At 72.7% G+C, this 23,647-nt stretch carries 25 protein-coding genes; 8 read left to right on the top strand and 17 right to left on the bottom strand.

The genetic code is table 11. The features are described 5' to 3' along the window. Position 1: 1 nt before the first annotated feature. From ACZ7GX_RS02695 to ACZ7GX_RS02675, 5 genes are all read right to left on the bottom strand, one after another. Positions 2 to 1,117, bottom strand: a complete 1,116-nt coding sequence (locus ACZ7GX_RS02695; protein WP_498772084.1) for an ABC transporter permease — start codon at positions 1,115 to 1,117, stop codon at positions 2 to 4. Beyond that, positions 1,117 to 2,001: an ABC transporter ATP-binding protein gene (locus ACZ7GX_RS02690; RefSeq protein WP_498772082.1), complete on the bottom strand. Its 885-nt coding sequence runs from the start codon at positions 1,999 to 2,001 to the stop codon at positions 1,117 to 1,119. Before ACZ7GX_RS02690 ends, ACZ7GX_RS02695 begins: the two co-directional genes overlap by 1 nt. A 60-nt stretch (positions 2,002 to 2,061) precedes the next feature. Continuing rightward, a complete protein-coding gene (locus ACZ7GX_RS02685; RefSeq protein WP_498772080.1) occupies positions 2,062 to 2,748 on the bottom strand; it encodes a response regulator in 687 nt (228 codons plus the stop codon). Further along, positions 2,745 to 4,034: a sensor histidine kinase gene (locus tag ACZ7GX_RS02680; RefSeq protein WP_498772078.1), complete on the bottom strand. Its 1,290-nt coding sequence runs from the start codon at positions 4,032 to 4,034 to the stop codon at positions 2,745 to 2,747. The genes ACZ7GX_RS02685 and ACZ7GX_RS02680 overlap by 4 nt, the downstream gene beginning before the upstream one ends. A 179-nt stretch (positions 4,035 to 4,213) precedes the next feature. Beyond that, the gene (locus ACZ7GX_RS02675) at positions 4,214 to 4,999 is read right to left on the bottom strand and encodes a class I SAM-dependent methyltransferase (RefSeq protein WP_498772076.1); all 786 of its coding nucleotides are present in this window, start codon (positions 4,997 to 4,999) and stop codon (positions 4,214 to 4,216) included. A gap of 50 nt (positions 5,000 to 5,049) precedes the next feature. Here ACZ7GX_RS02675 and ACZ7GX_RS02670 point away from each other — a divergent pair, with 50 nt between their 5' ends. Continuing rightward, a complete protein-coding gene (locus ACZ7GX_RS02670) occupies positions 5,050 to 5,631 on the top strand; it encodes a TetR/AcrR family transcriptional regulator (RefSeq protein WP_498772074.1) in 582 nt (193 codons plus the stop codon). A gap of 5 nt (positions 5,632 to 5,636) precedes the next feature. Here the strand turns inward: ACZ7GX_RS02670 and ACZ7GX_RS02665 are convergent, their stop codons facing one another. Continuing rightward, a complete protein-coding gene (locus tag ACZ7GX_RS02665) occupies positions 5,637 to 6,614 on the bottom strand; it encodes an aldo/keto reductase (protein WP_498772072.1) in 978 nt (325 codons plus the stop codon). A 75-nt stretch (positions 6,615 to 6,689) separates the two neighbouring features. Here ACZ7GX_RS02665 and ACZ7GX_RS02660 point away from each other — a divergent pair, with 75 nt between their 5' ends. Then, positions 6,690 to 7,505 (top strand): helix-turn-helix domain-containing protein, encoded by an 816-nt coding sequence (locus ACZ7GX_RS02660; RefSeq protein WP_498772070.1) that lies wholly within the window; start codon positions 6,690 to 6,692, stop codon positions 7,503 to 7,505. 85 nt (positions 7,506 to 7,590) lie between these two features. On the opposite strand, the gene ACZ7GX_RS02655 is transcribed toward ACZ7GX_RS02660, so the two are convergent. The 3 genes from ACZ7GX_RS02655 to ACZ7GX_RS02645 are packed head-to-tail and all read right to left on the bottom strand — an operon-like array spanning position 7,591 to position 9,647. Then, entirely contained in the window at positions 7,591 to 8,547 is a 957-nt protein-coding gene (locus tag ACZ7GX_RS02655) for an LLM class flavin-dependent oxidoreductase (protein ID WP_498772068.1), read from the bottom strand. 9 nt (positions 8,548 to 8,556) lie between these two features. Further along, positions 8,557 to 9,234: an SDR family NAD(P)-dependent oxidoreductase gene (locus tag ACZ7GX_RS02650; protein ID WP_498772066.1), complete on the bottom strand. Its 678-nt coding sequence runs from the start codon at positions 9,232 to 9,234 to the stop codon at positions 8,557 to 8,559. Beyond that, positions 9,231 to 9,647, bottom strand: a complete 417-nt coding sequence (locus ACZ7GX_RS02645; protein WP_498772062.1) for a VOC family protein — start codon at positions 9,645 to 9,647, stop codon at positions 9,231 to 9,233. Before ACZ7GX_RS02645 ends, ACZ7GX_RS02650 begins: the two co-directional genes overlap by 4 nt. Before the next feature lie 46 nt (positions 9,648 to 9,693). Between ACZ7GX_RS02645 and ACZ7GX_RS02640 the strand changes: the two genes are divergently transcribed. Then, the gene (locus tag ACZ7GX_RS02640; protein ID WP_498772059.1) at positions 9,694 to 10,371 is read left to right on the top strand and encodes a GntR family transcriptional regulator; all 678 of its coding nucleotides are present in this window, start codon (positions 9,694 to 9,696) and stop codon (positions 10,369 to 10,371) included. On the opposite strand, the gene ACZ7GX_RS02635 is transcribed toward ACZ7GX_RS02640, so the two are convergent. The 7 genes from ACZ7GX_RS02635 to ACZ7GX_RS02605 form a co-directional block, all read right to left on the bottom strand. Then, positions 10,335 to 11,474, bottom strand: a complete 1,140-nt coding sequence (locus ACZ7GX_RS02635) for an alpha/beta hydrolase family protein (RefSeq protein WP_498772057.1) — start codon at positions 11,472 to 11,474, stop codon at positions 10,335 to 10,337. The two genes, ACZ7GX_RS02640 and ACZ7GX_RS02635, sit on opposite strands and share 37 nt — an antisense overlap. Positions 11,475 to 11,496: 22 nt before the next feature. Continuing rightward, complete coding sequence (locus tag ACZ7GX_RS02630; protein WP_498772055.1) at positions 11,497 to 12,489, bottom strand: ABC-2 membrane transporter-related protein; 993 nt, start codon at positions 12,487 to 12,489, stop codon at positions 11,497 to 11,499. Then, a complete protein-coding gene (locus ACZ7GX_RS02625) occupies positions 12,486 to 13,367 on the bottom strand; it encodes an ABC transporter ATP-binding protein (protein ID WP_498772053.1) in 882 nt (293 codons plus the stop codon). The genes ACZ7GX_RS02630 and ACZ7GX_RS02625 overlap by 4 nt, the downstream gene beginning before the upstream one ends. Then, complete coding sequence (locus tag ACZ7GX_RS02620) at positions 13,364 to 13,756, bottom strand: GntR family transcriptional regulator (RefSeq protein WP_498772051.1); 393 nt, start codon at positions 13,754 to 13,756, stop codon at positions 13,364 to 13,366. Before ACZ7GX_RS02620 ends, ACZ7GX_RS02625 begins: the two co-directional genes overlap by 4 nt. 251 nt (positions 13,757 to 14,007) lie before the next feature. Next, positions 14,008 to 15,579 carry a right-handed parallel beta-helix repeat-containing protein gene (locus ACZ7GX_RS02615; RefSeq protein WP_498772049.1) on the bottom strand — a complete coding sequence of 524 codons (1,572 nt, stop codon included), beginning with the start codon at positions 15,577 to 15,579 and terminating at the stop codon, positions 14,008 to 14,010. 215 nt (positions 15,580 to 15,794) lie between these two features. Then, positions 15,795 to 17,246 (bottom strand): DHA2 family efflux MFS transporter permease subunit, encoded by a 1,452-nt coding sequence (locus ACZ7GX_RS02610; RefSeq protein WP_498772047.1) that lies wholly within the window; start codon positions 17,244 to 17,246, stop codon positions 15,795 to 15,797. A 188-nt stretch (positions 17,247 to 17,434) separates the two neighbouring features. Next, entirely contained in the window at positions 17,435 to 17,929 is a 495-nt protein-coding gene (locus tag ACZ7GX_RS02605; protein ID WP_498772045.1) for an FBP domain-containing protein, read from the bottom strand. Positions 17,930 to 18,010: 81 nt separating this feature from the next. On the opposite strand from ACZ7GX_RS02605, the gene ACZ7GX_RS02600 reads away from it, so the two are divergent. Together ACZ7GX_RS02600 and ACZ7GX_RS02595 are read left to right on the top strand one after the other, a co-directional pair. Next, the gene (locus tag ACZ7GX_RS02600; protein WP_498772043.1) at positions 18,011 to 18,577 is read left to right on the top strand and encodes a TetR/AcrR family transcriptional regulator; all 567 of its coding nucleotides are present in this window, start codon (positions 18,011 to 18,013) and stop codon (positions 18,575 to 18,577) included. A gap of 77 nt (positions 18,578 to 18,654) precedes the next feature. Continuing rightward, the gene (locus ACZ7GX_RS02595) at positions 18,655 to 19,023 is read left to right on the top strand and encodes a PLD nuclease N-terminal domain-containing protein (protein ID WP_498772041.1); all 369 of its coding nucleotides are present in this window, start codon (positions 18,655 to 18,657) and stop codon (positions 19,021 to 19,023) included. 109 nt (positions 19,024 to 19,132) lie between these two features. Here ACZ7GX_RS02595 and ACZ7GX_RS02590 read toward each other — a convergent pair whose 3' ends face one another. Further along, on the bottom strand, positions 19,133 to 19,480 hold the full coding sequence (locus ACZ7GX_RS02590; RefSeq protein WP_498772039.1) for a hypothetical protein: 348 nt from the start codon (positions 19,478 to 19,480) through the stop codon (positions 19,133 to 19,135). Positions 19,481 to 19,943: 463 nt separating this feature from the next. On the opposite strand from ACZ7GX_RS02590, the gene ACZ7GX_RS02585 reads away from it, so the two are divergent. Genes ACZ7GX_RS02585 through ACZ7GX_RS02575 form a run of 3 tightly spaced genes read left to right on the top strand, consistent with a single transcriptional unit; the run spans position 19,944 to position 23,460 of the window. Beyond that, positions 19,944 to 20,546 carry a DUF4956 domain-containing protein gene (locus ACZ7GX_RS02585; RefSeq protein WP_498772037.1) on the top strand — a complete coding sequence of 201 codons (603 nt, stop codon included), beginning with the start codon at positions 19,944 to 19,946 and terminating at the stop codon, positions 20,544 to 20,546. Beyond that, positions 20,543 to 21,376, top strand: coding sequence for a polyphosphate polymerase domain-containing protein (locus ACZ7GX_RS02580; RefSeq protein ID WP_498772035.1), 834 nt, complete (start codon positions 20,543 to 20,545; stop codon positions 21,374 to 21,376). Before ACZ7GX_RS02585 ends, ACZ7GX_RS02580 begins: the two co-directional genes overlap by 4 nt. Then, complete coding sequence (locus ACZ7GX_RS02575) at positions 21,367 to 23,460, top strand: CotH kinase family protein (RefSeq protein WP_498772033.1); 2,094 nt, start codon at positions 21,367 to 21,369, stop codon at positions 23,458 to 23,460. Before ACZ7GX_RS02580 ends, ACZ7GX_RS02575 begins: the two co-directional genes overlap by 10 nt. The last annotated feature ends 187 nt before the right edge of the window (positions 23,461 to 23,647 follow it).

Below are 23,647 nucleotides of genomic sequence, written 5' to 3'. Positions count from 1 at the left end.
GCTACGCCTCCCTGGCCCAGGCCTTGGCCAGCGCGAGCTTGCCGCCGGTGTGCAGCAGCGACCCGGAGTACACCCGGCTCGCCAGCAGCACGGTCAGCACCACCGTCCCGGCCAGCAACCCCATGGCCAGCAGCGGTTCCCACAGCGCCGCGTCACCGGCGAACAGCCGCACCGGCATGGCGATCGCCGACGAGAACGGCAGGAACGACAGCACGGTGAGCACGGCGACGTTGTCGGAGAAGAACATCACGCCGAAGTAGGGCCCCATCACCAGGAGCATCACCAGGCCCATGCTCGAACCCAGGTCCTCCTGCCTGCTGACCAACGACCCGGCCACCGCCCACATCGCGGCCAGCAGCACGAAGCCGAGCAGCAGGAACGGCACGAACCAGCCCAGCGCGGGCGCGACCAGCGCCAGCAGCTCCGAGTGCCCGCCGAGCCGCATCGCCACCGGCCCGGCCACCGCGATCACCAGCACCTGGCCGATCGTCAGCAGCGAGTGGCCCACGATCTTGCCCGCCAGCAGCGCGCGCACCGGCACCGTCGACACCAGGATCTCCACGATCCGCGTCTGCTTCTCGGTGACCGTGCTCTGCGCGATCGCCGTGCCGCTCATCCCGAACATGAGGAACAGCAGGGCGAACACCATGATCACGAGCTGCCGCTGACCCTGGCCGACCTCGGCCGGGTCGAGCAGGTCGACCGGCGGCGCGGTGCGCAGCGCGGCCAGGACGTCGGTCGGCGGGTCGGCCAGCGCGACCACCCGGACACCCGTGGCCGACTCGCCCGTCGGGTCCGGCACGACCGCCGCCTCCACCTCCTCCGACCGGACCAGCGCCTCGGCCTCGGCCACGTCGGCGACGGCGCGGACCTCGACACCGGTGTCCGTCAGCACGTCCGCGGCCCGCGCGCCGACCGTGGCCACCTTGGTCTCGCCGCCGCCGATCACGGTCGGCAGGATCGACATCGCGAACAACCCCACCACGATCACGCCGAGGCCGATCCAGAAGGCCTTGGCGCGCAGGAAGGTCTTCATCTCCCGCTCGGCCACCAGCCTGGTGGCCGCGACGAACCCGCGCGACCCGCCGTCCCGCTCCCGCTCCGCCACGCCGGTCATCAGATCGCCTCCATGAAGATCTCGCCGAGCGTCGGCACTACGGGGGTGAAGCTGCGCACGGGACCGCGGCGCAGGGCCGCTGCCAGGACCGCCTGGTCCACTTCGGCGTCACCGTCCGGTTCGAACACCACGCGCGGACCGTCCACGTCGACCACCCGGACGCCCGGCACGTCGCGCACCCACCCCGCGTCGGACGCCACGACCAGCTCGAACCTCGTGGTGCCGTACCGGGTCCGCAGCTCGTCCCGCGCGCCGGCGACCGCGATCCGGCCGCCGGAGATGATCACCACGTCGTCGCAGAGCCGTTCCACCACCGACAGCTGGTGGCTGGAGAACAGCACGGGCACGCCGTTCGCGGCCCGCTCGCGCAGCACGCCGAGCACCGTCTCGACCGCGATCGGGTCCAGCCCGGAGAACGGCTCGTCCAGGATCAGCATGACGGGGTCGTGCACGAGCGCGGCGGCGACCTGCGCGCGCTGCTGGTTGCCCAGCGACAGCTCCTCGAGCTTGTCCTTGGCCCGGTGCCCCAGTTCGAGCTGGTCGAGCAGCCGCTCGGTGTTGCGCCGCGCGGTGTCCTTGTCGAGGCCGTGCAGCTGCCCGAGCCAGGCGATCTGCTCGCCGACGGCCATCTTCGGGTAGAGGCCGCGCTCCTCGGGCATGTACCCGAACCGCTGCCGCACCGCGCCGGTCACCGGCGAGCCGTGCCAGGCGACCGTGCCGCCCTGCGCCGCCAGGACGCCGAGGACGATGCGCATGGTGGTGGTCTTGCCGGACCCGTTCGCGCCCAGGAACCCGGTCATGCGGCCGGGTCGGACCTCGAAGGACACCCCGTCGAGGACCTGGTGGTCGCCGAAACTCCGGCTGACCGACGTCACTGTCAACATGACCGCAACGCTAGGTCCCGCAACCCGGCGGCGCGTCCGGCGCGAGATCGACTCCCGGGGTCATCCTCGCGGAGGACCCCCTTGGCCCGGCTCCACGATCCCGTGCTCGTAGGCGAACACGACGGCGTGCGTGCGGTCGCGCAGGCCCAGCTTGGCCAGGATGCGCGACACGTGCGTCTTCACCGTCGTCTCGCCCAGGTACAGCGCGCCGGCGATCTCCGAGTTGCTCGCGCCGCGCGCGAGGTGTTCCAGCACCTCGAACTCGCGGTCGGTCAGCTCCGCCGGCCGCCGCGCGGGCGTGGCGGGCCCCCGTTCGGTGAACCGGGCGATGACGCGCCGCGTGACCTCGGGCGAGAGCAGGGCGTCGCCGCGGGCCACGATCCGGACCGAGTCGACCAGGTCCTCCGGCGAGGCGTTCTTGAGCAGGAAACCGCTCGCGCCCGCGCGCAGCGCCTCGAACAGGTAGTCCTCGCGGTCGAACGTGGTGAGGATGACGACCTTGATCGGGTTGCCCGCGCCGGCCGGGCCGAGGATGCGCCGGGTGGCCTCCAGGCCGTCGACGCCCGGCATCTGCACGTCCATCAGCACGACGTCCGGCCGGAGCCTGCCGACCACCTCCACGGCCTCGACGCCGTCACGGGCCTCGCCGACCACCTCGATGTCGTCCTCGGTGCCGAGGATCACCCGGAAGCCCGCCCGCACCAGGTCCTGGTCGTCGGCGAGCACCACGCGCAACGGGATCGTCATGCCGGGAACCTCGCACGGACCCGGTACCCGGCATCACGGCGGGGTCCGGCTTCCAGCTCGCCGCCGTGCACCGCGACCCGCTCCCGCATCCCGACCAGGCCGAACCCGGCCCGACCCGACGTGCCCGACCGACCCCGGCCGTCGTCGGCCACCTCGACCTCCAGCGAGTTCGCCAGGAACCGCACCCGCACGTCGGCCTTGCGCGCGTCCGCGTGCTTCACCACGTTCGTCAACGACTCCTGCACGATCCGGTACACCGACAGCGCCACGCCCTCCGGCACCGGCCGAGGCTCGCCGTACACGCCGTGCTCCACGTCGAGCCCGGCCGACCGCGCCAGTTCGGCCAGCTCGGGCAGCTGGTCCAGCCCCGGCGAGGACGTCTCGCCCGCCTTGGGTGGCGCCTCGTCCTGATCGGCGCGCAGCACGCCGAGCAGCCCGCGCAGCTCGCCGATGGCGGTGCGGGCGGTGTCCTCGACGGTCCGCAACGCCTCCCTGGCCAGGTCGGGGTCGCGGTCGAGCACCCGCCGCGCCGCGCCCGCCTGCACGCCCATCACCGACACGTGGTGCGCCACGACGTCGTGCAGGTCGCGGGCGATGCGGACGCGTTCGGCGACGATCGCGCCACGCGTGTTCTGCTCCTGCGAGCGGCGCAGCTGCTCGGCGCGGTGCTCCAGCTCGGCCTGCCGACGGGCCGAGACCCACGCCATCTCGCCGAAGAAGTACGCGGACAGGAAGAACAGCACGTTGAACCCGATGCCGTAGAGCACGGTCGCGAGCACCGGGTCGAGCGGCCCGGCCGCGCCCTCGAACGGCGGCATCGGCCTGACCAGGAACCGCACCAGCCCGAACCCGAGCCAGCCGAACATGGCCACGATCACCGCGATCCGCGCCCACCGCGCCCGCGTCCGGTCCCGCCCCCACGCGCCCGCGCTGAAGATGGCCAGGAACAGCGCGACGGACGGCACGAGGTTGTCGCCCACCTGCCGGGCCTGCGCCGCGACGAGCAGCGCGCCCACCACGAACATCACCGTCAGCGGGTAGCGCCGGCGCGCCGCCAGCGGCAGGGTCATCGCCGCGCCCCAGGCGAGCTGCTCGGCCAGCGGCGGTCCGCCGTCCCACGGGCTCGCGCCCATGCTGTTGATCAGCACGGTCACCGCCACCGCGCCGGCCAGGGCCGCGAGCGCCAGCCAGACGTCCTCGCGCCACTCGGCCCCGGTGGGACCGGGACGCCGCCACCGCGCCCACACCGGCTCGGGACCGCCGTCGCGCGTCCAGTCGTCCGCCATGCCCGTGAACGTAGCCCGAGCGGCGTTCGGCCGGAGCGCCGGACCACTGCGGTTCACCGGGCAGGTGCGGCAGCGGGGGTGCTGCGCCAGACCGGCGGGGTGGACGGGTTCCGCCACTCCGGCCTGCTCGACGACCGGGACCGGTTGCCCATCCCGCCGTCCGGCGACCCGCGGGCTTCCTAGTCCGCGCCCGACCGGGCGGCGGTGACGACGACGGCGGTGTAGCGCATGACGAAGGCGCCGCCCACCGAGTCGATGGCGGCGCCGGTCGCGGCCAGCACCTCGTCCAGCTCGGCCGGTGGGAGCCGGGCGGCCACGCCGGAGGTCGGCAGCTGGTCCAGCCACTCGTCCCGGGTGTAGGTCCGCTCCCAGTCGAACCGCCACTCCTCGTGCTCGCCGAACGCGCCCGACCGCCGGATGCCGTCGACCGCCTTGGCGGTGAAGGGCGAGTACCCGGCCGCGGGGGCGGGCGGGGAGTCCGGCAGGACGCGGCGATAGCCGGCGTTGAAGGCCTCGGCCAGGTCGGGCGGCGGTTGGGCGACGTTCCAGAACACGGCCAGCCGGCCGCCCGGCCGCAGCACGCGGGCCGCCTTCGCCGCGCCCGCGACCGGGTCGACCCAGTGCCAGGTCTGGCCGGACACCACGGCGTCGAACACGCGGCCGGCGGGCTCCCAGTCCTCGAACCTGCCCACCTCCACGTCGAGACCGCGCCGCCGTGCCACGTCGGCCATCCGGGGGTCGACCTCGACGCCGAGCACCCGGCACCCGGCCGCCTGGAACCCGCGGGCCGCGATGCCGGTGCCCGTGCCGACGTCCACCACGTGGGGCCCGGGGCTCGCGGCGACGATCGCCCGCACCATGGCGTCGGGATAGGACGGTCGGGAGCGGTCGTAGCGCTCGGGGTCCGTGCCGAACGACTCGGCCATGTCACGGGCGCGGTGCGGGTCCGGGGGTACTGTGGGCATGCGCCCACTATGAGTGGGCAAGCGCCCACTCGTCAACCGAGAGGAGCACCGTGCCGACCGGTGTGGCCATCCGCGACGTGCGCGAGCAGCTGTTCGACGCCGCCGACCGCATCCTGCTGCGGGACGGGCCCAGCGCGCTGACCAGCCGTGCCGTCACCACCGAGGCGGGTTGCGCCAAGGGCGTGCTGCACCGGCACTTCGAGGACTTCGACGCCTTCCTGGCCGAGTTCGTGCTCGACCGCGTCGACCGGATGGACGCCCAGGCCGCCGCGCTGCGCGGGGCCGCGGGCTCCGGCGCGGTCGTCGACAACCTCACCGACGCGCTCATCTCGCTGTTCGGGTCGGTCGCGGTGGCGATCGTCGCCCTGGTGACCTTCCGGGACGAGCTGCGCGCCCGGCTGCGGCGGGCGTGGCCCGCGGGCGTGCCGGTGCTGACGGAGGCGGTGACCATGATCGCGGCCTACCTCACCGCCGAGCGCGACCTCGGCCGCATCGCGCCGACCGCTCAGGTCGACGCCCTCGCACCCACCCTCATCGGCACCGCGCACCTGCTGTTCGCCGACCGCGGCGCGCGGCCGGAGCGCGACGCCGTGCGCCAGGCCGTGACCGCGGTCGTCGCCGGCGTGCTCTGAGCGCTTCAGCGCGGCTCGACCCTGGTGGCCGTGTCGCCGAAGACGAACGCGGACGGCTCGCACTCGGCGATGAAGTCGCCGGGGAACCCGAGCCGGAACTCCACCGCCGCCTCCAGCCGCCGGACCGCGTCCTCGGGCAGGGTCAGGTCGAGCGCGCCGAGGTTCTCGGCGAGCTGCTCGACGCTGCTCACGCCGACCAGCGGCAGCACCGCGCGGTGCTTGGCGCGCGTCCACGCCAACGCCACCTGCGCCGGGCGTGCGCCCAGCTCGTCGGCGACCTCCCGGACGGCACGGGCCGCCGCGCGGTCGCGTTCGGTCAGCGTGGCGGGGTCGGCGCGCCTGGGGTTCGACGACCCGGACAGCTTGCCCGCCGCGAGCGGGGCCCAGGCGGTGACGCTCAGGCCGAGCGCCTCGGCCATCGGCAGCAGCTCGCGCTCGACGTCGCGGTTGAGCAGGTTGTAGGGCACCTGGAGCCCGGCGAACGGCGTCCAGTCGCGCCACTGCGCGAGCGTGTTGGCGCGGGAGACGACCCACGCCGGCGCGTCGGAGATGCCGGTGTAGAGGATCTTGCCCGCGCGGACGGCGTCGTCCAGGGCGCGCATCGTCTCCTCGACCGGGGTGTGCCGGTCCCAGATGTGCACCCAGTAGATGTCGACGTAGTCGGTGCGCAGCCGGCGCAGGCTCCGGTCCAGCGAGGCCGTCAGGTTCTTGCGGTGGTTGCCCGAGGCGTTGGGGTCGGCGGCGTCGCGCGACAACGTGTACTTCGTGCCGATGACGAACCGGTCCCGCCGGTCCACGATCGAGCCGAGCAGCTCCTCGCCGGCGCCGTAGGCCGACGCGGTGTCGAGCACGTTGCCGCCCGCGTCGGCGTAGGCGTCCACGATGCGGCGCGACTCGACGGGGTCGCTCAGGGTCATCGTGCCGAGCAGGAGTTCCGACACGCGCAAACCGGTCTGGCCGAAGAGGCGGTACTTCATGGTCATGCCGCCCAGCCTGGGGTGGCGGGCCGGGCGGAGGGAGGCCCCCGCAGGGCCACCGTCGGCCTAGACTCGGCGACCATGAACGCGTTGGGCGGGTTCCTGCGTGCCCGGCGGGAGGCGATCACCCCGGCCGAGGTCGGCCTGCCGACCGGACCGCGCCGCCGCACGCCCGGTCTGCGCCGGGCGGAGCTGGCCGCGTTGGCCGGGGTGAGCGTCGAGTACCTGACCCGGCTGGAACGCGGGCGTGACCGCCACCCGTCGGCGCAGGTCGTCGGGGCGTTGGCGGACGCGTTGCGCCTGTCGTCGCACGAGCGCGTGCACCTGCACCGGCTGGTGAAGGGCGGCGGCGCGGTGTGCCCGGCGGCGCCGGAGCCGCGTCCGGTGCGGCCGACCGTGCTCGCGCTGCTCGACCGGCTGGAGCCGACGCCCGCGTACGTCTGCGACGGGCAGGGCGACCTGCTCGCGTGGACCGCCGGGTTCCGCCTGCTGGCCGCGCCGTCCGGCCTGCTCGACGTCGACCGGCCGAACCTCGCGCGGTTCGTGTTCGGCGATGCCAGGGCGCGCACGGCGTTCCCGGACTGGGACCGCGTGGCCGACGACCGCGCGGCCGCCCTCCGCACGGCGGCGGACCTGGGTGACGGCTCGGCGGCCGTGCTGGCGGAGGAGCTGTCGATCACGGTGGGCGCGGACTTCGGCCGCCGCTTCACCGCCGGAACGGTGCCCGGCGGCACGGGCGTCGAGCGGTGGCGCCACCCGGAGGCGGGCGTGCTGCGCCTGGCCTACGAAACCCTGACCGTGCCGGGCGACGAGGACCACAGCCTGGTCGCCTACCTGCCCGCCGACCCCGCGACCGCGCAGGCGCTCGACGCCCACGCCTACGCCGCCACGTCGTAGGCATCGGGACACCGCGCCGGCCGAGCGGGCTGCCCGGCGGACCGCGGCAGCACCGCTGCCGCCCGGCGGGCCCGGGACCGCGCCGCTACAGCACCGCGGCGAGCTCTTCCAGCGCCGCCAACGGATCCGGACCGATCGGGAAGAGCACGGCGCTGTCCACACCGGCCGCGAACAGCTCGGCCAAGCGGGCCCGCGCGTCCGCCGGCGTGCCGGTCACCGCGAGTTGCCGCACCCACTCCTCCGGCAGCCGGCGCACGAACTCCTCCCGCGTGCCGCACTCCCGCCGCAGCGCCGCGAACTCCGCCGCGAACGGCAGCGGGGCCAGGTGCGGCGCCCAGTCCGGCTCGCCGATCCACTCCAGCCCGGCCCGGACGGCGTCGATCGCGACCGTCGCGTCGGCGTGCACCGCCGCCACGTTGTAGCCGACCAGCCGGTGGGGCCGGCCCGCGTCCACGTGCGCCAGCGCCGCTCGCGCGTACTCCGGCGTCGTCGGCTCGGCCAGGACCGTCCCGTCCGCCACCCGCCCCGACACCGCCAGCGAACGCGGACCGCGCACCCCGGCCAGCACGCGCGGCGGGATGTCCGGCACGCAAGCGGGTTCCAGGCGGACGCCGTCCAGCCGGACGTACGTACCCCGCTCGACCGACTCGCCGCGCACCAGGGCCATCACCGCGCCCAGGTACTCCTCGATCGACGTCAACGGGCTGGCGGGCCACTCCCCGACCGACCGCATCCACCCCGGCATGCCGTGCCCGATGCCGATGTCGATCCGACCGGGGAACAGCTGGGCCAGCGTCGCCGCCTCCATCGCGGCGAACGCGGCGTTGCGCGCGCCGACCGGCAGCAGCCCGATGCCGACCCGGATCCGCCCCGTCACCGCCAGCACCGCCGCGGCCTGGCCGATCCCGCCGCGGAAACCCAGGTCCTCCACCACCCACAGCTCGTCGAACCCGAGCTCGTCGGCACGCCGCGCGAACGGCAGCACCTGCGACGGCGCGAGGTCACGGGGCAGGATCAGCCCGACCGATCCGGAACGACTCACCACAAGCTCCTAGGTCCGCAAGTACGAAGCGCCGTTGAGGTCGAGCACCGCGCCGGAGGCCCACTCCGCCGCCGGCGAGGCGAGGTAGACCACCGCGGCGGCCACCTCCTCCGGTTCCGCCACCCGGCCGAACGGGCTCTGCGCCAGCACCTCGTCGGTCACCAGGTCGGCCACCCGGTCGGTGCCGACGAACCCGGGCGCCACCGACGCCACCGCGATGCCGTGCGGCGCGAGGGCCACCGCCAGGGACTGCCCCATCGAGTGCAGCGCCGCCTTGCTCGCGCCGTACGCGGGCATGGCCGGCTCACCGCGGAACGCGCCGCGCGATCCGACGTTGACGATCCGCCCGCGGGTGCCGCGCGCGATCATGTGCCGGGCGACGCAGTAGGACATGTCGGCCGCGCCGAACACGTTCACCGCGAACGTGCGACGCCACAACGCCTGCCACTGCGCGTACGGGAGCTCCACCGAACCGAGCTCCACCAGACCCGCGTTGTTGACCAGGACGTCGATGCCGCCGAGGGTGTCCTCGGCGGAGTCGACCACCCGCTCGATCGCCTCCGGGTCCGCCAGGTCGACGTCCGAAGAGGACAGCGCGACGACCTCGTCACCGAGGTCCCGGAACGCCTGGACGATCGCCGCGCCGATGCCGCGGCTGCCACCGGTGACCAGCACGCCCCGGCTCACTTGGCGAACACCTGCGACTCGTCCTTGAAGGCCTTGAACTCCAGCGCGTTGCCGGCCGGGTCGCGGAAGAACATCGTCCACTGCTCGCCCGGCTCGCCCGCGAACCGCAGGTACGGCTCGATCACGAAGTCCGTGCCCGCCGCGCGCAGCCGCTCGGCCAGCGCGTGGAACTCGTCGACGGGCAGGATCAGGCCGAAGTGCGGCACGGGCACGTCGTGGCCGTCGACCGGGTTGCGGCCGGAGTCGCCGCGCGGTCCGGGCACGACGTGCGTCACGAACTGGTGGCCGTAGAAGTTCCAGTCCACCCACTTCTCGGCCGAGCGCCCCTCTTCGAGCCCGAGCACGCCGCCGTAGAACTCGCGGGCCCTGGCCAGGTCGTCGACGGGAACAGCGAGGTGGAACCCAGGTCTCATGCCTCCACCTTGACCAACGGCCGGGCCAATGTCAACATTCGACATTATGCAGCTGCGCAAGGCCGACCGGCGGGGCCTGGCGGACGAGGCCGCCGACCGGATCCGGGAGGCGATCTTCGCGGGCCTCTTCCCGCCCGGCTCGCCGGTGCGCGAGGTGGAGCTGGCCGAGTCACTGGACGTCAGCCGCGGCTCGGTGCGCGAGGGCCTCGCCGTGCTGGAGCGCGAAGGGCTCGTGCGCAGCGCCTGGCACCGCGGCACCAGGGTCATCGACCTCACCGCGCGGGACGCCGAGGAGGTCTACTCGGTCCGCGCCGCGCTGGAAGGGCTGGCCGGCCGCCGCGCGATCGGCCGGGTCGACCTGGACGCGCTCGGCGACCTGGTCGACGCCATGGCCCGGCGGCTGGCCGCGGGCGCGCCGAGCGACGAGCTGCTCGCGCTGGACATGGAGTTCCACGACACGATCTACCGGTCCGCCGACAACCGGCGCCTGCTCGAGGCGTGGCGCGCGGTGCGGTCGCAGGTGCACCTGTTCCAGCTCACCCGCATCCGCCTCGGCCACCACGACTACCGCGCCGTCGTCGTCGACGAGCACCGGGAGATCGTGCGGCTGCTCGACGCCGGCGACGCCGACGAGGTCACCCGCTTCGCCGAGGAGCACGTCCACTCGGCGAAGCGGGTGCTCGTCGGTCAGCTCGACGGCTCGACGAGCGAGACCTCCGGGTAGCTCGCCGACGCCCGGTCCAGCAGCGGCTGCGGCTCACCGCGCAGGTGCAGGTCGAAGAACGCCCGCACGTAGGCGCGGGTGATCGCCGCGCCGCGCTCGCCCGGGACGCCGCCGCCGGGACCGATGCCCAACTGCGGCAGCACCACGCCGATGTCGGTGAACGACGGGTGCGACATGCCCGCCACCACCAGCCAGCGCTTCCACCCGGTCAGCATCGGCCAGGTGTCCTGCCAGCTCTTGGCGCCGTCCCGGCCGGGCGCGTAGTTGTCCTCCCGCCCCAGGAGCATGACCGGCTGCGAGATCCCCGGCGCCGGGACCGGCGTGCTGATCACGCCGTCCACGTCGATCGCGGCGCGGATGCGGGCGTCGGCACGTGCGGCGACGAGGCTGCTCGCCCCGCCCACGGAGTGGCCGCCCATGGCGATCCGCGAGGCGTCGACCAGGTTCGCGCCCCGGTGGTGGCGCAGCGGCCCGGTCAGCTGGTCAAGCACGAACGACACGTCCGCCGCGCGGCCCTCGCCCAGCTTCAACCAGAACTCGTGGTCGTGGAAGAGCTCGCAGGAGGCGCAGGGCGCGACCCGCCCGTCGGGGAACGTGGTGGCGACGTTCTCGTAGGTGTGGTCAACCACCGCGACGACGTAGCCGTGGCTCGCCAGGTCCTCCGCGAGGGTGGTGAGGGTGGCGCGGGACCGCTTGTAGCCCGGTGACAGCACTACCAGCGGCAGGCCGTGCCGCCGCCCGACCGGTCGGGCGTCCACCACCGCGTTGGTCCGCACGTGGCTCAACGCGTCGGGCGGCACGGTGGTGATGCCGCCTTCTTCGAGCGCCGCCTGGGACTCGGCCGGCGTCATGTACTGCTTCTTCGGACCGCGCGCGGACGCCGTCGGGTAGAAGAGGGAGACCATCAGCTCCCGGTTCACCGCCGGCACCCAGGGATCGGGGCGCGAGGGGTCCGTCAGGTGCAACGAGGTCGTGCCCACCGGGTGCCGACCGGTCGGCGCGGGCAGGTACGGCGTCGGGTCGGCGGGCTCGGGCTCCGACGCCGACGCGGGCGTGGCGGACAGGACGAGGGTCAGGGCGATCAGGAACGTGAGGCCACGCATGGGCCTTCCTTCCGACGAGGGGTCAGGACAGGTGGCGCAGCCGGCGGAAGCAGAACCACGTCAGCAGTGCCGACAGCACGAGGAACAACGCCAGTTCGGCCCACTGCAAGGGCCAGAACCGGGTCACCGGCTGGTAGGCGAGGTGCTGCCGGTAGCCGAGGCCGTCCAGCCGCGCGAAGCACGCGCGGATCCGGTCGAGGTCCGCCAGGGTCGGCGGGTCGGCCGACGCGGGCGGCAGGCAGTCGCCCACCGCGGCGGGCAGCGGGTGCGTCACGACGCCGTTCGCGTCGACGGTCTCGTTCGCCAGCACCCAGGCGCCCGCCGGTTCGGCCACCCGCACGGACACGGGCACGTCACCGCTCACGCCCTCGTCCGCCTGGATGCCCTCGATGCTGCGCGCGGTGAGCGTGACGGACTCCTCGACCGGCGGCAGCACGTGCGGGCGCACGCCGTACGGGACCGCCAGCTGCACGGCGACGTACACCACGAGGGTCACCGCCATCGCGGGCACGGTGCGGCGCAACAGGATCGCGATCGCGACACCGAGCACGAACGCGAACGCGGCGTAGCCGATGGGCGCGATCCCCCGTGCGGCGAACACCAGCGGCGTGACGCGCGCCTGGAAGCCCCGCTCGGCGTCGAGGTCGGCCGCCGTGTCGATCGGGTCGGCCCACCAGCCGACGACCAGGCTGAGCACGCCCGCCGCGACCATGGCGGCCGGCGCGCCGATGCCGAGCTTCACCGCGAGCCACCGGGTGCGGGTGACGCTCTGGTTCCACACCAGGTTGTGCGTGCCGGTCTCCAGCTCGCGGGTGATCATCGGCACGCCCCAGAACACGCCGAGGACGGCCGGCAGCAGCTGCACCGCCAGCGTGCCGGCGAGGTAGGCGAACCCCAGGTCGCCGAAGTCGCCGCCCACCGGGCGGCTGATCGCCAGCACGAGCACCGCCGGCGCGAGCACCGCGTACACCGACATCACCGGGAAGCGCAGCTGCCGCCACGCCAACCACGTCATCGGACGACCCCCAGAGCGGGGCGTTCGACGCCGGACGCGGTCAGGTAGGCCAGGATCAGGTCCTCCAGGCCGGGTTCGCCGACGTCCCACGCGGGGTCGAGGATCGGCGCCCCGGTGCGCACCAGCGCGGTGGTCTGGCGCTCGGTGTGGCTCGCCGCGACCACCCGCTGGTCCGCGGGCAGGGTGTCGAGGTCCCGGCGCGGCCCGGTCAGCCTGCGGTGCGTGGCGAGCAGCTCGTCGACGTCGCCCGCGATCCGGACCCGGGAGTCCACCAGCACGACGAGGTGGTCGCAGACCCGTTCCAGGTCGGCGACCAGGTGCGAGGACATCACCACGCTCAGCCCGTGCTCGGCCACGGCCGCCATGAGGTCGCCCAGGAACTCCCGCCGCGCCAACGGGTCCAGCGAGGCGACCGGTTCGTCCAGCAGCAGCAGTTCGGGCCGCTTCGCGATGCCGAGGGTGAGCGAGAGCTGGGCGCGTTGCCCGCCGGACAGCTTGCCCGCGGCCAGCGCCGGGTCGAGCCCGAGCCGCGCCACCCGGCCGCGGGCCAGCTCGTCGTCCCAGCCGGGGTTGAGGCGGGCGCCCAGGCGCAGGTGCTCTTCGACGGTGAGGTTCGGGTAGACCGGGGTGTTCTGCGCGACGAAGCCGACCTTCGCCAGCTGGGCCGGACCGCTGCCCGGCACGCCGCCGCACACCTCGATCGTGCCGCTCGACGGTGCGAGCATGCCCGCGGCGAGGCCGAGCAACGTGGACTTGCCCGCGCCGTTCGGGCCGACCAGCCCGGTCACGCGCCCGGCGGGCACGTCCAGCGTGCAGCCGGTCAACGCCCAGCGCCGCTTGTACTTCTTGCCCAACCCCCGGGCGCGCAGCACGCTCACGCTATGTCCTCCTTGGCCCCGGTGCGGAACGTGGTGAGGAACAACGCCTCGATGCTCTCCTCGTCCAGCCCGGCGCGGCGGGCCTTGGCCAGCCAGCGCCGCAGGTCCTGGCGCAGCGGCGCGAGCGCGGCGGGCGACGTGCCGGACAGCGTGCCCGTCACGAACGTGCCCACCCCGGGACGGGCGGCGACCAGGCCGTCGTGCTCGAGCTCGCGGTAGGCCTTGAGCACCGTGTTCGGGTTGATCGCGAGGTCCGCCACCACGTCCTTCACCTTGGGCAGCTGATCGCCTTCGCGCAGCAGGCCGAGCCGCAGCGCGTGCCGCACCTGTCGGACCAGTTGCTGGTACGGCGACAGTCCCGACTTGCCGTCCAGGTGGAACTCGATCACGACTACCTCCATTTATCTAGCTACCTAGCACTATAGGCATAAGGAGGTGCCGCGTCGAGCGGGCGACGGCGCGACGGGCCGGTCCTCGGGTCAGGGTGGACAAACGACGGGCGGGGGGGGGGGGGGGGGGGGGGGGGGGGGCCGCGGGGGGGGGGGGGGGGGGGGGGGGGGGGGGGGGGGTGGGGGGGGGGGGGGGGGTGGGGGGGGGGGGGGGGGGGCCCCCCCCCCCCCCCCGCCCGTCGGATCGGAGGTCAGAAGCGCGCGCCCACGTCCGCGCCGTTGCTCGGGCGCAGGAAGGTGGAGGACGGGATCGAGCCGTCGGCGGTGCGCGGACCGGTGATCGTGCCCGGGTTCGTGCTCGCGAACGACCACGAGCCGCCGAGGTCCCACGAGTTGCCGGTGCCGGCGGAGTTCGAGCCGAGCGAGGCGTTCGTGCCGTTGGCCGCCGCCAGGTTCTTGGTCAGCGTGCTGCTCGACCGGTCGAACTGGAACCCGGTCTTCGGGTTGTCCCAGGCCGTGCTGCGCTCGATCCGGTGCCGGCCGGGGTTGTTGTTGTCCACGAAGCCGCCCGCCGCGTTGTCCCACGTCATCGTGTTGCGCACGGTGTGGTCGGCGGCGACGCCGTTGCCGCCGAGCTTGAACCCGTTGCCGTCACCGGTGAAGCCGGGCAGGTTCCAGCGGTTGAAGCCGTTGCCCCAGGCCAGGCTGTTCTCCAGCAGGATCGGCGAGGAGAACATCCAGTAGTCGAGGCCGTCGTCGGAGTTGTTCCACAGCCGCGCGCCGCGCACGACGTTCCCGCTGCCGGAGCCCTCCTTGATGGCCAGGCCGTCGGCGCTCTCGCCGTTCTTGCGCGGGTCGCGGTTGCCGTAGGCGTCCAGGTTGACGATCTGGTTGTTGCTCGACGCGCCCTGGAGGTGCAGCCCGGACTCGTAGTTGTCGCGCGTGACGAGCCGGTCGAAGACGGAGTTGTTCACGTCCAGGCCGAACACGCCGTACGGGCCGTGGACGATCTCCAGGCCGATCAGCCGCCAGTGGTCGCCCTCGATGTGCACGGCGCCGCGTTCCGCGCGGGGGATGCTGGACCCGACGGCACCCGGCGTGTGCGGCATGTTCTCGCCGTCGATGACCACGTGCTCGCCGTTGTAGTTGCGCAAGGTGATCGGCCGGCTCGCGGTGCCGTCCTTGAGCAGCTGGATGTTCGTGCTCGGCGCGTACGTGCCGCCGCGGACGTGGATCGTGGAGCCGGGCTGGGCCAGGTCGACGCCGCGCTGGATGGTGCGCAGGGGTGCGGCCAGGGTGCCGGGGTTGCCGTCGTCGCCGTCGGGCGCCACGTAGAGCGCGTCGACGGGTGGCGGCGTGCCGTCCTGGGTGAAGTCCAGGTAGTCGACGTTCGGCAGGCCGGCGGAGGTGGTCGGGCTGAGCCGGATGTCGACGGCCCCCGACGGCACCGTGACGGCGAGGGTTTTCGACGCCCAGGTCGACCACGCGCCCGTCGCCTCGAACGAGACCGACCCCGCGGTCGAGCCGTTGACCACGAGGTCCGCGGTGCGGGCGGTCGTGCCGCCGTTGGCGAACCGGACCAGGACCGTCGCGGCGCCGGCGGCCGGGGCGCTGACGGTGAACTGCGCGTGGGCGCCGACGGCGTTGTCCGCGTTGCAGAACCCGGAGCCCGAGTAGCCGCCCCAGTTGGCCTCGATGGCGCCGGTGCACACCGCGGGCGCGGATTCGGCCTCGTGGTGCGTGGTCGCCGCACTCGCCGCGGTGCCCGGCAATACGAGGGCCGCGACCACCGCGGTGGCGACGACAAAGGGTTTCAACGACATTGTTTCTCCCTCGATGTGACGCGAAGCGGGGTCGGTTCACGCTTCTGAACAGCGCAAACCCGTTCCGGTAGCGGCCCGGGCACGCTAACGCACATCTTTGGAAGCACGCAATGCACCGAGGGAGGCAAACTGCGGTTTCACAATTATGAACAATTGCGACAACCGCGACGAAGGTCGGGCGCGGGGGCGAATGCCGCCCCCGCGCCCGCCGTTCGCTAGTGCGGGGCGTCCTCGGCCTTGCCGGCCTTGATCATGAACGAACCGGCGACCGCGACCAGCGACAGGATCGCCGCCAGCAGGATCGCGGCGTGCATGCCGCCCATCTCCGCGCCGACCTTCGCCTCACCGGCCGTGGCCAGCTCGGCGGCCCGCGCGCTCATCACGCTGACCAGCAACGCCACGCCCGCCGCGGCGGCGAGCTGCTGGGTCGTGCTGAAGATCGCGCTGCCGTGCGAGTAGAGCCGCGCGGGCAGGGCGCCGAGGCCGGAGGAGAACAGCGGCGTGAACGAGAACGCCAGGCCCAGGCTCAGCACGAGGTGGAACACCAGCACGAGCGGCGTCGGCGTGCCCTCGTCGAACGTGGTGGCGAACCACAGCGAGCCGCTGGTGGCGACCGTGCCGACGATGAGCAGGACGCGCGGCCCCACCCGGTCGTAGAGCCGGCCGACGAACGGCGACAGCAGCCCCATCAGCAGACCGCCCGGCAGCAGGAGCAGGCCGGTGGCGAGCGGGTCGAGCGCCAGCACGTTCTGGGTGTAGATCGGCAGGATCGTGACGACGCCCAGCAGCAGGCCCATCATCACCATCATCAGCGCACTGGCCAGGGTGAACGTGCGGAAGCCGAACGTGCGCAGGTCCAGCAGGGCCCGTTCGTGCCGTTGCAACTGGACCTGCCGCAGCACGAACGCGGTGATGCCCACCACGCCGACCGCGAGCGACACCCACAGCGTGGCGGACGACCCACCGCCGCTGTGCCCGATGCTCGACAGGCCGTAGACCAGCCCGCCGAACCCGAACACCGACAGCACGACCGACAGCACGTCGAGCGGCGCGCTGCTCGACTCGCCGATGCGCGTGACCCAGCGCAGGCCGAGCACCAGCGTGGTCACCGAGATCGGCAGCACTACCCAGAACATGGCGCGCCAGCTGAACATGTCCAGCACCACGCCGGACACCGTCGGCCCGATGGCGGGCGCGACGGAGATGACGATGGAAATGTTGCCCATCACCGCGCCGCGGCGGGCCGGCGGCACGAGCGTCATGACGGTCGTCATGAGCAGCGGCAGCATGATCGCCGTGCCGCAGGCCTGCACGACGCGTGCCGCGAGGAGCACCTCGAAGCCGGGAGCCAGCGCGGCGAGCAACGTGCCCGCGCTGAACAGGCCCATCGCCACGCCGTAGAGCACGCGCGTGGTCACGCGTTGGATGAGGTAGCCGGTGATCGGGATGACCACCGACATGGTCAGCAGGAAGCCGGCGGTGAGCCACTGGCCCACGGCGGCGGTCACGTTGAGTTCGGTGAGCAGCACGGGCAGTGCGACGCCCATGATGGTCTCGTTCAGGATGACCACGAACGTGGCCACGAGCAGCACGCCGATCACGGCGCGGTCGGCGCGGGTGAGCGCGGGCGGCGACGTCACGGCGTCGGACACACCTGCGGAAGTCATGCGTGGATCCCCCAGAGGAAAAGACGGGCGCGACAAAGAGGCAACGGCGCCCCGAACACACCAACCCTACCTCCGAAGATGCCGACGACAACTCGCTTTTCCGTGGGCGAACGCCGACGGACCGGCGTGCCGGCCCGGACCGGGTGTCCAACCGCGACGCCGCCGCGGCGCTGCGCGACCGACCCTGTTCAGCCGGTCACCCGCGTGAGGAAGGCGTGGAGCTTGACGGTGGTCCGGTCGACCAGTTCCGCCAGGGTGAGCGACTCGTGCAGCCGCGAGCCGGGGCCGGCGTCCTTCTTGCCGCGCAGGTAGAGCGAGCAGGCCAGGTCTGCGCAGAGGTAGACGCCGACGGAGTTGCCCTGCTGGCCCTCGCGTCCCGCCTTGCGCGCCGTCATCAAGGAGACGCCGCCACCTTGGTGCGTGGTCAGGCACAGCGAGCACATGGTGCGCCGCGGCTGACCGGCGTGCGGCGACGCCAGGCGCAGCGCCACGCCGACCACGGCGTCACCGGACGTGGCGACCAGGTAGGCGCGTTGCGGTGACGCGGGATCGCGCCAGCCGAGGAAGTCCAGGTCGTCCCACGGCCGCTCGGACAGGTCACCCGGCACGGACAGGCGCTTCGCCTCGCCCTTGGTGCAGTTGACGAACGACGCGCGGATCTCGCGCTCGGTTACGGGTTCCATGCACCCCAAGCTACGTCAGCTAGTCACCAGGGACAAACGTATAAGTGCTAGCCTAGGACTCCTAGGTTGCGGGAGGGCGACATGGCACGCGTGGGACTGACCGTCGAACGCCTGGTCCGAGCGGCGGCGGAGCTGGCGGACGAGGTCGGGTTCGACAACCTGACCGTGTCGGCGCTCGCCCGCCGGTTCGGCGTCAAGGACGCGAGCCTCTACTCCCACCTCAGGAACGCCCAGGACCTGCGGGAGCGGGTGGCGGTGCTGGCGCTGGCGGAGCTCGCCGACCGCGCCGCCTCCGCCCTGGCCGGGCGCGCGGGCAAGGACGCCCTGGTCGCCTTCGCCAACGCCTACCGCGACTACGCGAGGGAGCACCCCGGCCGGTACGCCGCCCTGCGGGTCGACCTGACCCCGGAGATCGCGGCCACGAGCCGGGCCGACCGGCACTCGGAGCTGACCCGCGCCATCCTGCGCGGCTACCACCTGCCCGAGCCGGACGAGACCGACGCCGTGCGCCTGCTGCACAGCACGCTGCACGGCTACACGGCTCTCGAAGCGACGGGCGGCTTCAGCCACCACCCGCGCGACACCGAGGCGTCGTGGGCGAAGGCGCTCGACGCGCTCCACGCCGTCCTCGGGAACTGGCCGTCCTGACGCGCCGTCCGAACTCCCCCGTCTTTGTCGGACCCCTGCGCTACCGTGCGCCGACGACTTTCTTGGGGGTTGGGACCGTGCTGTACTTCGGGGGCCTCTTCGGCGTGCTCACGCTGGGCCTGTGGTTGTTCTGCCTGGTCGACGTCATCACCACCGACGACGGCGACGCCCGGAACCTGCCCAAGGCGGGCTGGCTGCTGATCGTGCTGTTCTTCCCGCTGGTGGGCTCGATCAGCTGGCTCGTGGCGGGCCGCCCGGTCCGTCCCGCCGGCAGGCCGCGCGCCTACGAGCGCACCGCGCCCGCGTTCCCCGAGTACGACCGCCCGGGCCGCTTCGCCGACTCCGAGTCCGACTCCGAGTCCGACGCCGAGTTCCTCCGCCGCTGCCGCGAACGGGCCGAGGAGCAGCGTCGCAAGGCGCGCAGGTCCGAGGACGAGTCGCACTAGCCCGCCGCGCCGCGCCGCCGCCGGTCCGTCGCACGTGGACGGACCGGGTGTCAGGGCGCCGGCTCCCGCCAGGACTCCGCGCCGAGCGCGTTGTGCGCGCCGGCGACCTTCACGAGTCCGCCGCGTGCCAGGACGTCACGGAAGGACGGGTGCAACCCTCGGATCGCTCGGCGCTCCTCGTCGTGCGGGCCGGAACCGGTGTGGCGCGACGCCGGCGGGCCGCCGAACGGTGTCGGCGGCCCGGCACCGACGGGCTCCCCACCAGGGAGCGGTAGACGTAGTAGTCCAGGCCGCCGCGCCTGCCGACGACGCTGGAGCCCTCCTCGGGCAACTGGAGCCGGACCCCGTCGGTCAGGTCGTCCTCGGGTGCGGGCACCAGGTCGGCGATGCTCGTGCTCAGCGCGGCCCGAAGTCCTTGCCGCTCAACTCGTGGCCCGCCGGCTCCGCCTTCCGCCACGACCGGCGCGCACCTTGCCGGTCGGCGAGGGCGATCCGGCCCGCACGACGACCCGGGTCGACCACGAGGACCTTCGCCGGTTCGAACCGTCCCGGTCGTCGCCCTTCGGAAGACCGGCGCTCGTGGCGTGATCTAGCTCGGGCAAGTTGGCTCCACTTGATCCGAAACTTTCGACACCACTTGACATGGGTCGATTACCGCGCGTACCGCTCGACCGGCCCACCAAAAGGCGGCCATCACAGCGTCCGAATGGCGTCTACCAGCGAAGTATCCACCTTTTGATACGCGCCAGTACACCGGCAGTTCATTGACGCGACACCAGGGTGGCCCCTATCGTTTCGAACGAGTTCCCGAAAGTTTACCTGAATATTCGAAAGTTTCGGCGACCGTCCTGCAGACCCCCGCCAAGAAGCGGGCGGTGCCCAGCCGATCTCGGCACGCGGCTGTAGGAGGAACGAACGAGATGTCACAGCTCGTCCTGTTCGCGATCGACATCTGTGCGGTGGTGCTGCTCGTCTTCGGGCTCTACTTCCCGCGGCACCGCCGACGCGACCTCGTCGTCGCCTACCTGGGGGTCAACATCGGCGTCCTCGCCGTCGCGAGCGCGCTGAGCACCACCAACACCGGTGCGGGCATCGGGCTCGGCATGGCGCTGTTCGGCGTGCTGTCGATCATCCGCCTGCGCTCGACGGAGCTCGACCAGCACGAGGTGGCGTACTACTTCTCCGCCCTCGCCCTCGGCCTGCTCGGCGCGTTGAGCACGAGCTCGTTGTGGCTCAACGGCGGCCTCATGGGGCTCATCGTCGTGGTGATGTTCCTGGGCGACAACCGGAAGCTGTTCCGCCACTACCGGCACCAGATCCTGGTCCTGGACTCGGCCATCACCGACCACGTCACGCTCGTCGCGCACCTGGAGCAGCTGCTCAACGCCAGGGTGCACGCCGTCACCGTGCAGCGGCTGGACCTGGTGAACGAGACCACGATCGTCGACGTCCGCTACGCGCTGACCCCGCACGCCCTGACCACGGCGCCCACCGCGCCCGCAGCCTCGGGAGCGCGCCGATGACCATGACGACCACCATGCCCGCCCTCGCGCGGATGACCCCGGTGGGGCTGGCCGAGCTGATCGAGCGGGCCGCGTTGCAGACCAGGGTCGACCGCAAGTACGTCGTGCCGTCCGACGCCCTGCCGCACCTGCTGGAGCAGCTCGCGCCGCACGCGCGGGTGCTCGACATCGGCGGCGAGCGGACGTTCCGCTACGAGTCGGTCTACTTCGACACGCCGCGGCTGGAGAGCTACCACTCCGCGGCCTACCGCAGGCGCCGCCGGTTCAAGGTGCGCACCCGCACCTACGTCGACTCCGGCGAGTGCTGGCTGGAGGTCAAGATCAGCGGCGCGCGGGGCAGCATCACCAAGCACCGGCTGCCCTACCACCCGGACGACTGCGACACCGTCCGCCCGGGACGCGACTTCGTCGACGAGGCGCTCGCCCGCGAGTCGATCGCGCCCGACGCCGACGGCTCGCTCGACCCGGTCCTGGTCACGGACTACGACCGCACCACGTTGCTGCTGCCGGAGTCCGCGAGCCGGGTCACCATCGACACCGCGCTGTCCTGGCGGCACGACGACGCCACGCTGCGGTTGTCCGGCTGGGCCGTGATCGAGACCAAGACCGCGTCGGCCGCCTCGCCGGTCGACCGCATGCTGTGGCAGCGGGGGGTGCGGCCGGCCCGGATCTCCAAGTACGCCACCGGCCTGGCCGCGCTCCGCCTCGACCTGCCCGACGCGCCGTGGCGACGCACGCTGCGCCGCCACTTCCGGGGCGCCACGTCGTCGCTGGGCCCGGCGCCGACCGCCCTGTCCCACCGAACCGAACAGGAGGCATCGTGCGTTTGACCCTCCGCAGCAACGGCGCCGCGGCGACGACCCACAAGGCCAAGGGGCTGGCGGTCGCCGCCGTGCTCCTCACCGGTCTGCTCATCCCGTTGTCCGCAGGCGCAGAACCGAGCTCCCCCACCGGATCCACCGGCGGCACGGCCGCCGCCGACGCCATCGCCGCCGCCGCGGCGGCCGACGACCTGGTCGGCGACATCACGTTCTCCGTGCCCAGCGGCACGTTCCAGGGACAGGTGTCGGTCGCGCTGAGCACCGCGATCGCCGGCGCCCAGATCCGCTACACCACCAACGGCCAGCTGCCCAACGCGCAGTCGACGCTCTATCAGGGCGCGGCGGTGCAGCTCACCCGGACCACGCAGCTGCGCGCGCAGGCGTTCGTCGACAACGCCGCCTCCGGGCGTCCCGGCACGGCGATGTACGTCGCCCGCGAGGCCACCGCCACGGCGCACGACCTGCCCGTGGTCGCGATCGACTCCTACGGCGCGGGCAAGCCGCAGCGCGAGTACTTCGACGGCGCCACCATGATCTTCGAACCGCAGGCGGGCGGCACGACGTCGTTGGCCGCGACCCCGACCGTCGCCACGCGCGGCGGGTTCAAGCTGCGCGGGCAGTCGTCGGCCTCGTTCGAGAAGACGCCGTACCGGCTGGAGTTCTGGGACAACGAGGGTGACGACGCCGACTACCCGGTGCTCGGCATGCCCGCCGACTCCGACTGGGTGCTGCGCGGACCGTTCACCGACAAGTCCCTGATCCGCGAGGCGTTCGTCTACGACCTCGGTCGCGAGATGGGGCTCAAGGCCCCGCGGTACAAGTTCGTCGAGTTCTACCTCAACACCGACACCACCCCCGTCGGCGCGAGCGACTACATGGGCGTCTACATGTTGGTCGAGACGATCAAGAACTCGAAGAACCGGTTGGACCTCAAGGGCCTGGACGAGGACGACACGACGCTGCCCACGATCCAGGGCGGGTACATCTTCAAGTTCGAGTGGATGGCGACCGAGGAGCCGACGCTGGCCTGCACCGGGCCGACGAACACCTGCTGGAACTACCTGGAGGTCGCCGACCCCGACCCGCTGAACACGCAGCAGCGGGACTGGCTGCGCGGTCACATCCAGCAGTTCCACGACGTGCTCCGGGCGCCGAACTTCGCGGACCCGACCACCGGGTACCAGAAGTACATCGACGTGCCGTCGTTCATCGACCACATGATCATCAACGAGCTCAGCCGCGGCATGGACGCCTACCTCCGCAGCGCCCACTTCTACAAGGACCGGGACAGCAAGATCTTCGCCGGGCCGCTGTGGGACTTCGACCTCACGTTCGGCGTCGGCGGGTTCTTCCAGAACGACCAGGTCTCCGGCTGGCAGCACCTGCAGACCCGGCAACCGATCGCCAACGACTGGCACACGCAGCTGTTGCGCGACCCGGCGTTCGTGAACCAGGTCAAGTCGCGCTGGCAGTCGCTGCGGCGCGGCCTGCTCTCCGACTCCTCGCTCGCGACCCGGGTCGACGCCCTCGCCCGGCCGCTGACCAACGGCGCGCAGCGCAACTTCCAGCGCTGGCCGAACCTCAGCTCGCCGACCGTCGGCTTCTTCCGCACCCCGACCGCGCCCACGTGGCAGGGTCAGGTGCAGGCGATGCGGGACTGGATGCAGCGCCGCATCCAGTGGCTGGACTCCACGTCGGGCTGGGGCGGTTCGACCACCCCGACGTCCACGACGACCTCCACCACCACGACCACGACCACGTCGACGACCACCACGACCACGCAACCCGGCGGTGCGCGGTGCTCGGCGACGTACGCGGTGGTCAACCAGTGGCAGGGCGGGTTCCAGGGCGAGGTCCGCGTCACCGCGGGCACGTCGGCGATCAGCAACTGGACCGTGTCGTGGACCTACACCGGCGGTGAGACGGTCAGCCAGTCGTGGAACGCCACCGTGACCAGCCAGGGATCGACCGTCACCGCCCGCAACGCGGCGCACAACGGCTCGGTCGGCGCTGGGGCCAGCACCTCGTTCGGGTTCCTCGGCACGTCCACCGGGTCGCCCGGCACGCCGGTGCTCACGTGCACCGGTAGCTGACCCGTTCCCCCGAGGACCGTGCCCGGCGCCACCCCGGCGCCGGGCACTCGGTCGTGCGAATGCCTTTTCGGCCTGATCACGTGAATCCGTTCGGCGTACCCGACCGGAAAGTTTCGCAAACTGTTGACCGCGCCCGAGGCCGACTCGATGCTATTCGACGTCGATCAGCAATGCTGCTGAAAGGAAT

The sequence above is a fragment of the Actinosynnema sp. NPDC037264 genome (genome assembly GCF_055603705.1).
Note: the sequence above shows the minus strand (reverse complement) of the source record. Positions and strands in the feature narration are given on the sequence as shown.

Coding starts and splice junctions, on each gene's coding strand:
- ACZ7GX_RS02680 (WP_498772078.1), bottom strand. CDS start 4,034: ATGGCGGACGACTGGACGCGCGACGGCGGTCCCGAGCCGGTGTGGGCG.
- ACZ7GX_RS02600 (WP_498772043.1), top strand. CDS start 18,011: ATGGCACGCGTGGGACTGACCGTCGAACGCCTGGTCCGAGCGGCGGCG.
- ACZ7GX_RS02695 (WP_498772084.1), bottom strand. CDS start 1,117: ATGACCGGCGTGGCGGAGCGGGAGCGGGACGGCGGGTCGCGCGGGTTC.
- ACZ7GX_RS02580 (WP_498772035.1), top strand. CDS start 20,543: ATGACCATGACGACCACCATGCCCGCCCTCGCGCGGATGACCCCGGTG.
- ACZ7GX_RS02630 (WP_498772055.1), bottom strand. CDS start 12,489: ATGACGTGGTTGGCGTGGCGGCAGCTGCGCTTCCCGGTGATGTCGGTG.
- ACZ7GX_RS02665 (WP_498772072.1), bottom strand. CDS start 6,614: ATGACCATGAAGTACCGCCTCTTCGGCCAGACCGGTTTGCGCGTGTCG.
- ACZ7GX_RS02690 (WP_498772082.1), bottom strand. CDS start 2,001: ATGTTGACAGTGACGTCGGTCAGCCGGAGTTTCGGCGACCACCAGGTC.
- ACZ7GX_RS02675 (WP_498772076.1), bottom strand. CDS start 4,999: ATGCCCACAGTACCCCCGGACCCGCACCGCGCCCGTGACATGGCCGAG.
- ACZ7GX_RS02615 (WP_498772049.1), bottom strand. CDS start 15,579: ATGTCGTTGAAACCCTTTGTCGTCGCCACCGCGGTGGTCGCGGCCCTC.
- ACZ7GX_RS02660 (WP_498772070.1), top strand. CDS start 6,690: ATGAACGCGTTGGGCGGGTTCCTGCGTGCCCGGCGGGAGGCGATCACC.
- ACZ7GX_RS02605 (WP_498772045.1), bottom strand. CDS start 17,929: ATGGAACCCGTAACCGAGCGCGAGATCCGCGCGTCGTTCGTCAACTGC.
- ACZ7GX_RS02640 (WP_498772059.1), top strand. CDS start 9,694: ATGCAGCTGCGCAAGGCCGACCGGCGGGGCCTGGCGGACGAGGCCGCC.
- ACZ7GX_RS02585 (WP_498772037.1), top strand. CDS start 19,944: ATGTCACAGCTCGTCCTGTTCGCGATCGACATCTGTGCGGTGGTGCTG.
- ACZ7GX_RS02635 (WP_498772057.1), bottom strand. CDS start 11,474: ATGCGTGGCCTCACGTTCCTGATCGCCCTGACCCTCGTCCTGTCCGCC.
- ACZ7GX_RS02610 (WP_498772047.1), bottom strand. CDS start 17,246: ATGACTTCCGCAGGTGTGTCCGACGCCGTGACGTCGCCGCCCGCGCTC.
- ACZ7GX_RS02645 (WP_498772062.1), bottom strand. CDS start 9,647: ATGAGACCTGGGTTCCACCTCGCTGTTCCCGTCGACGACCTGGCCAGG.
- ACZ7GX_RS02685 (WP_498772080.1), bottom strand. CDS start 2,748: ATGACGATCCCGTTGCGCGTGGTGCTCGCCGACGACCAGGACCTGGTG.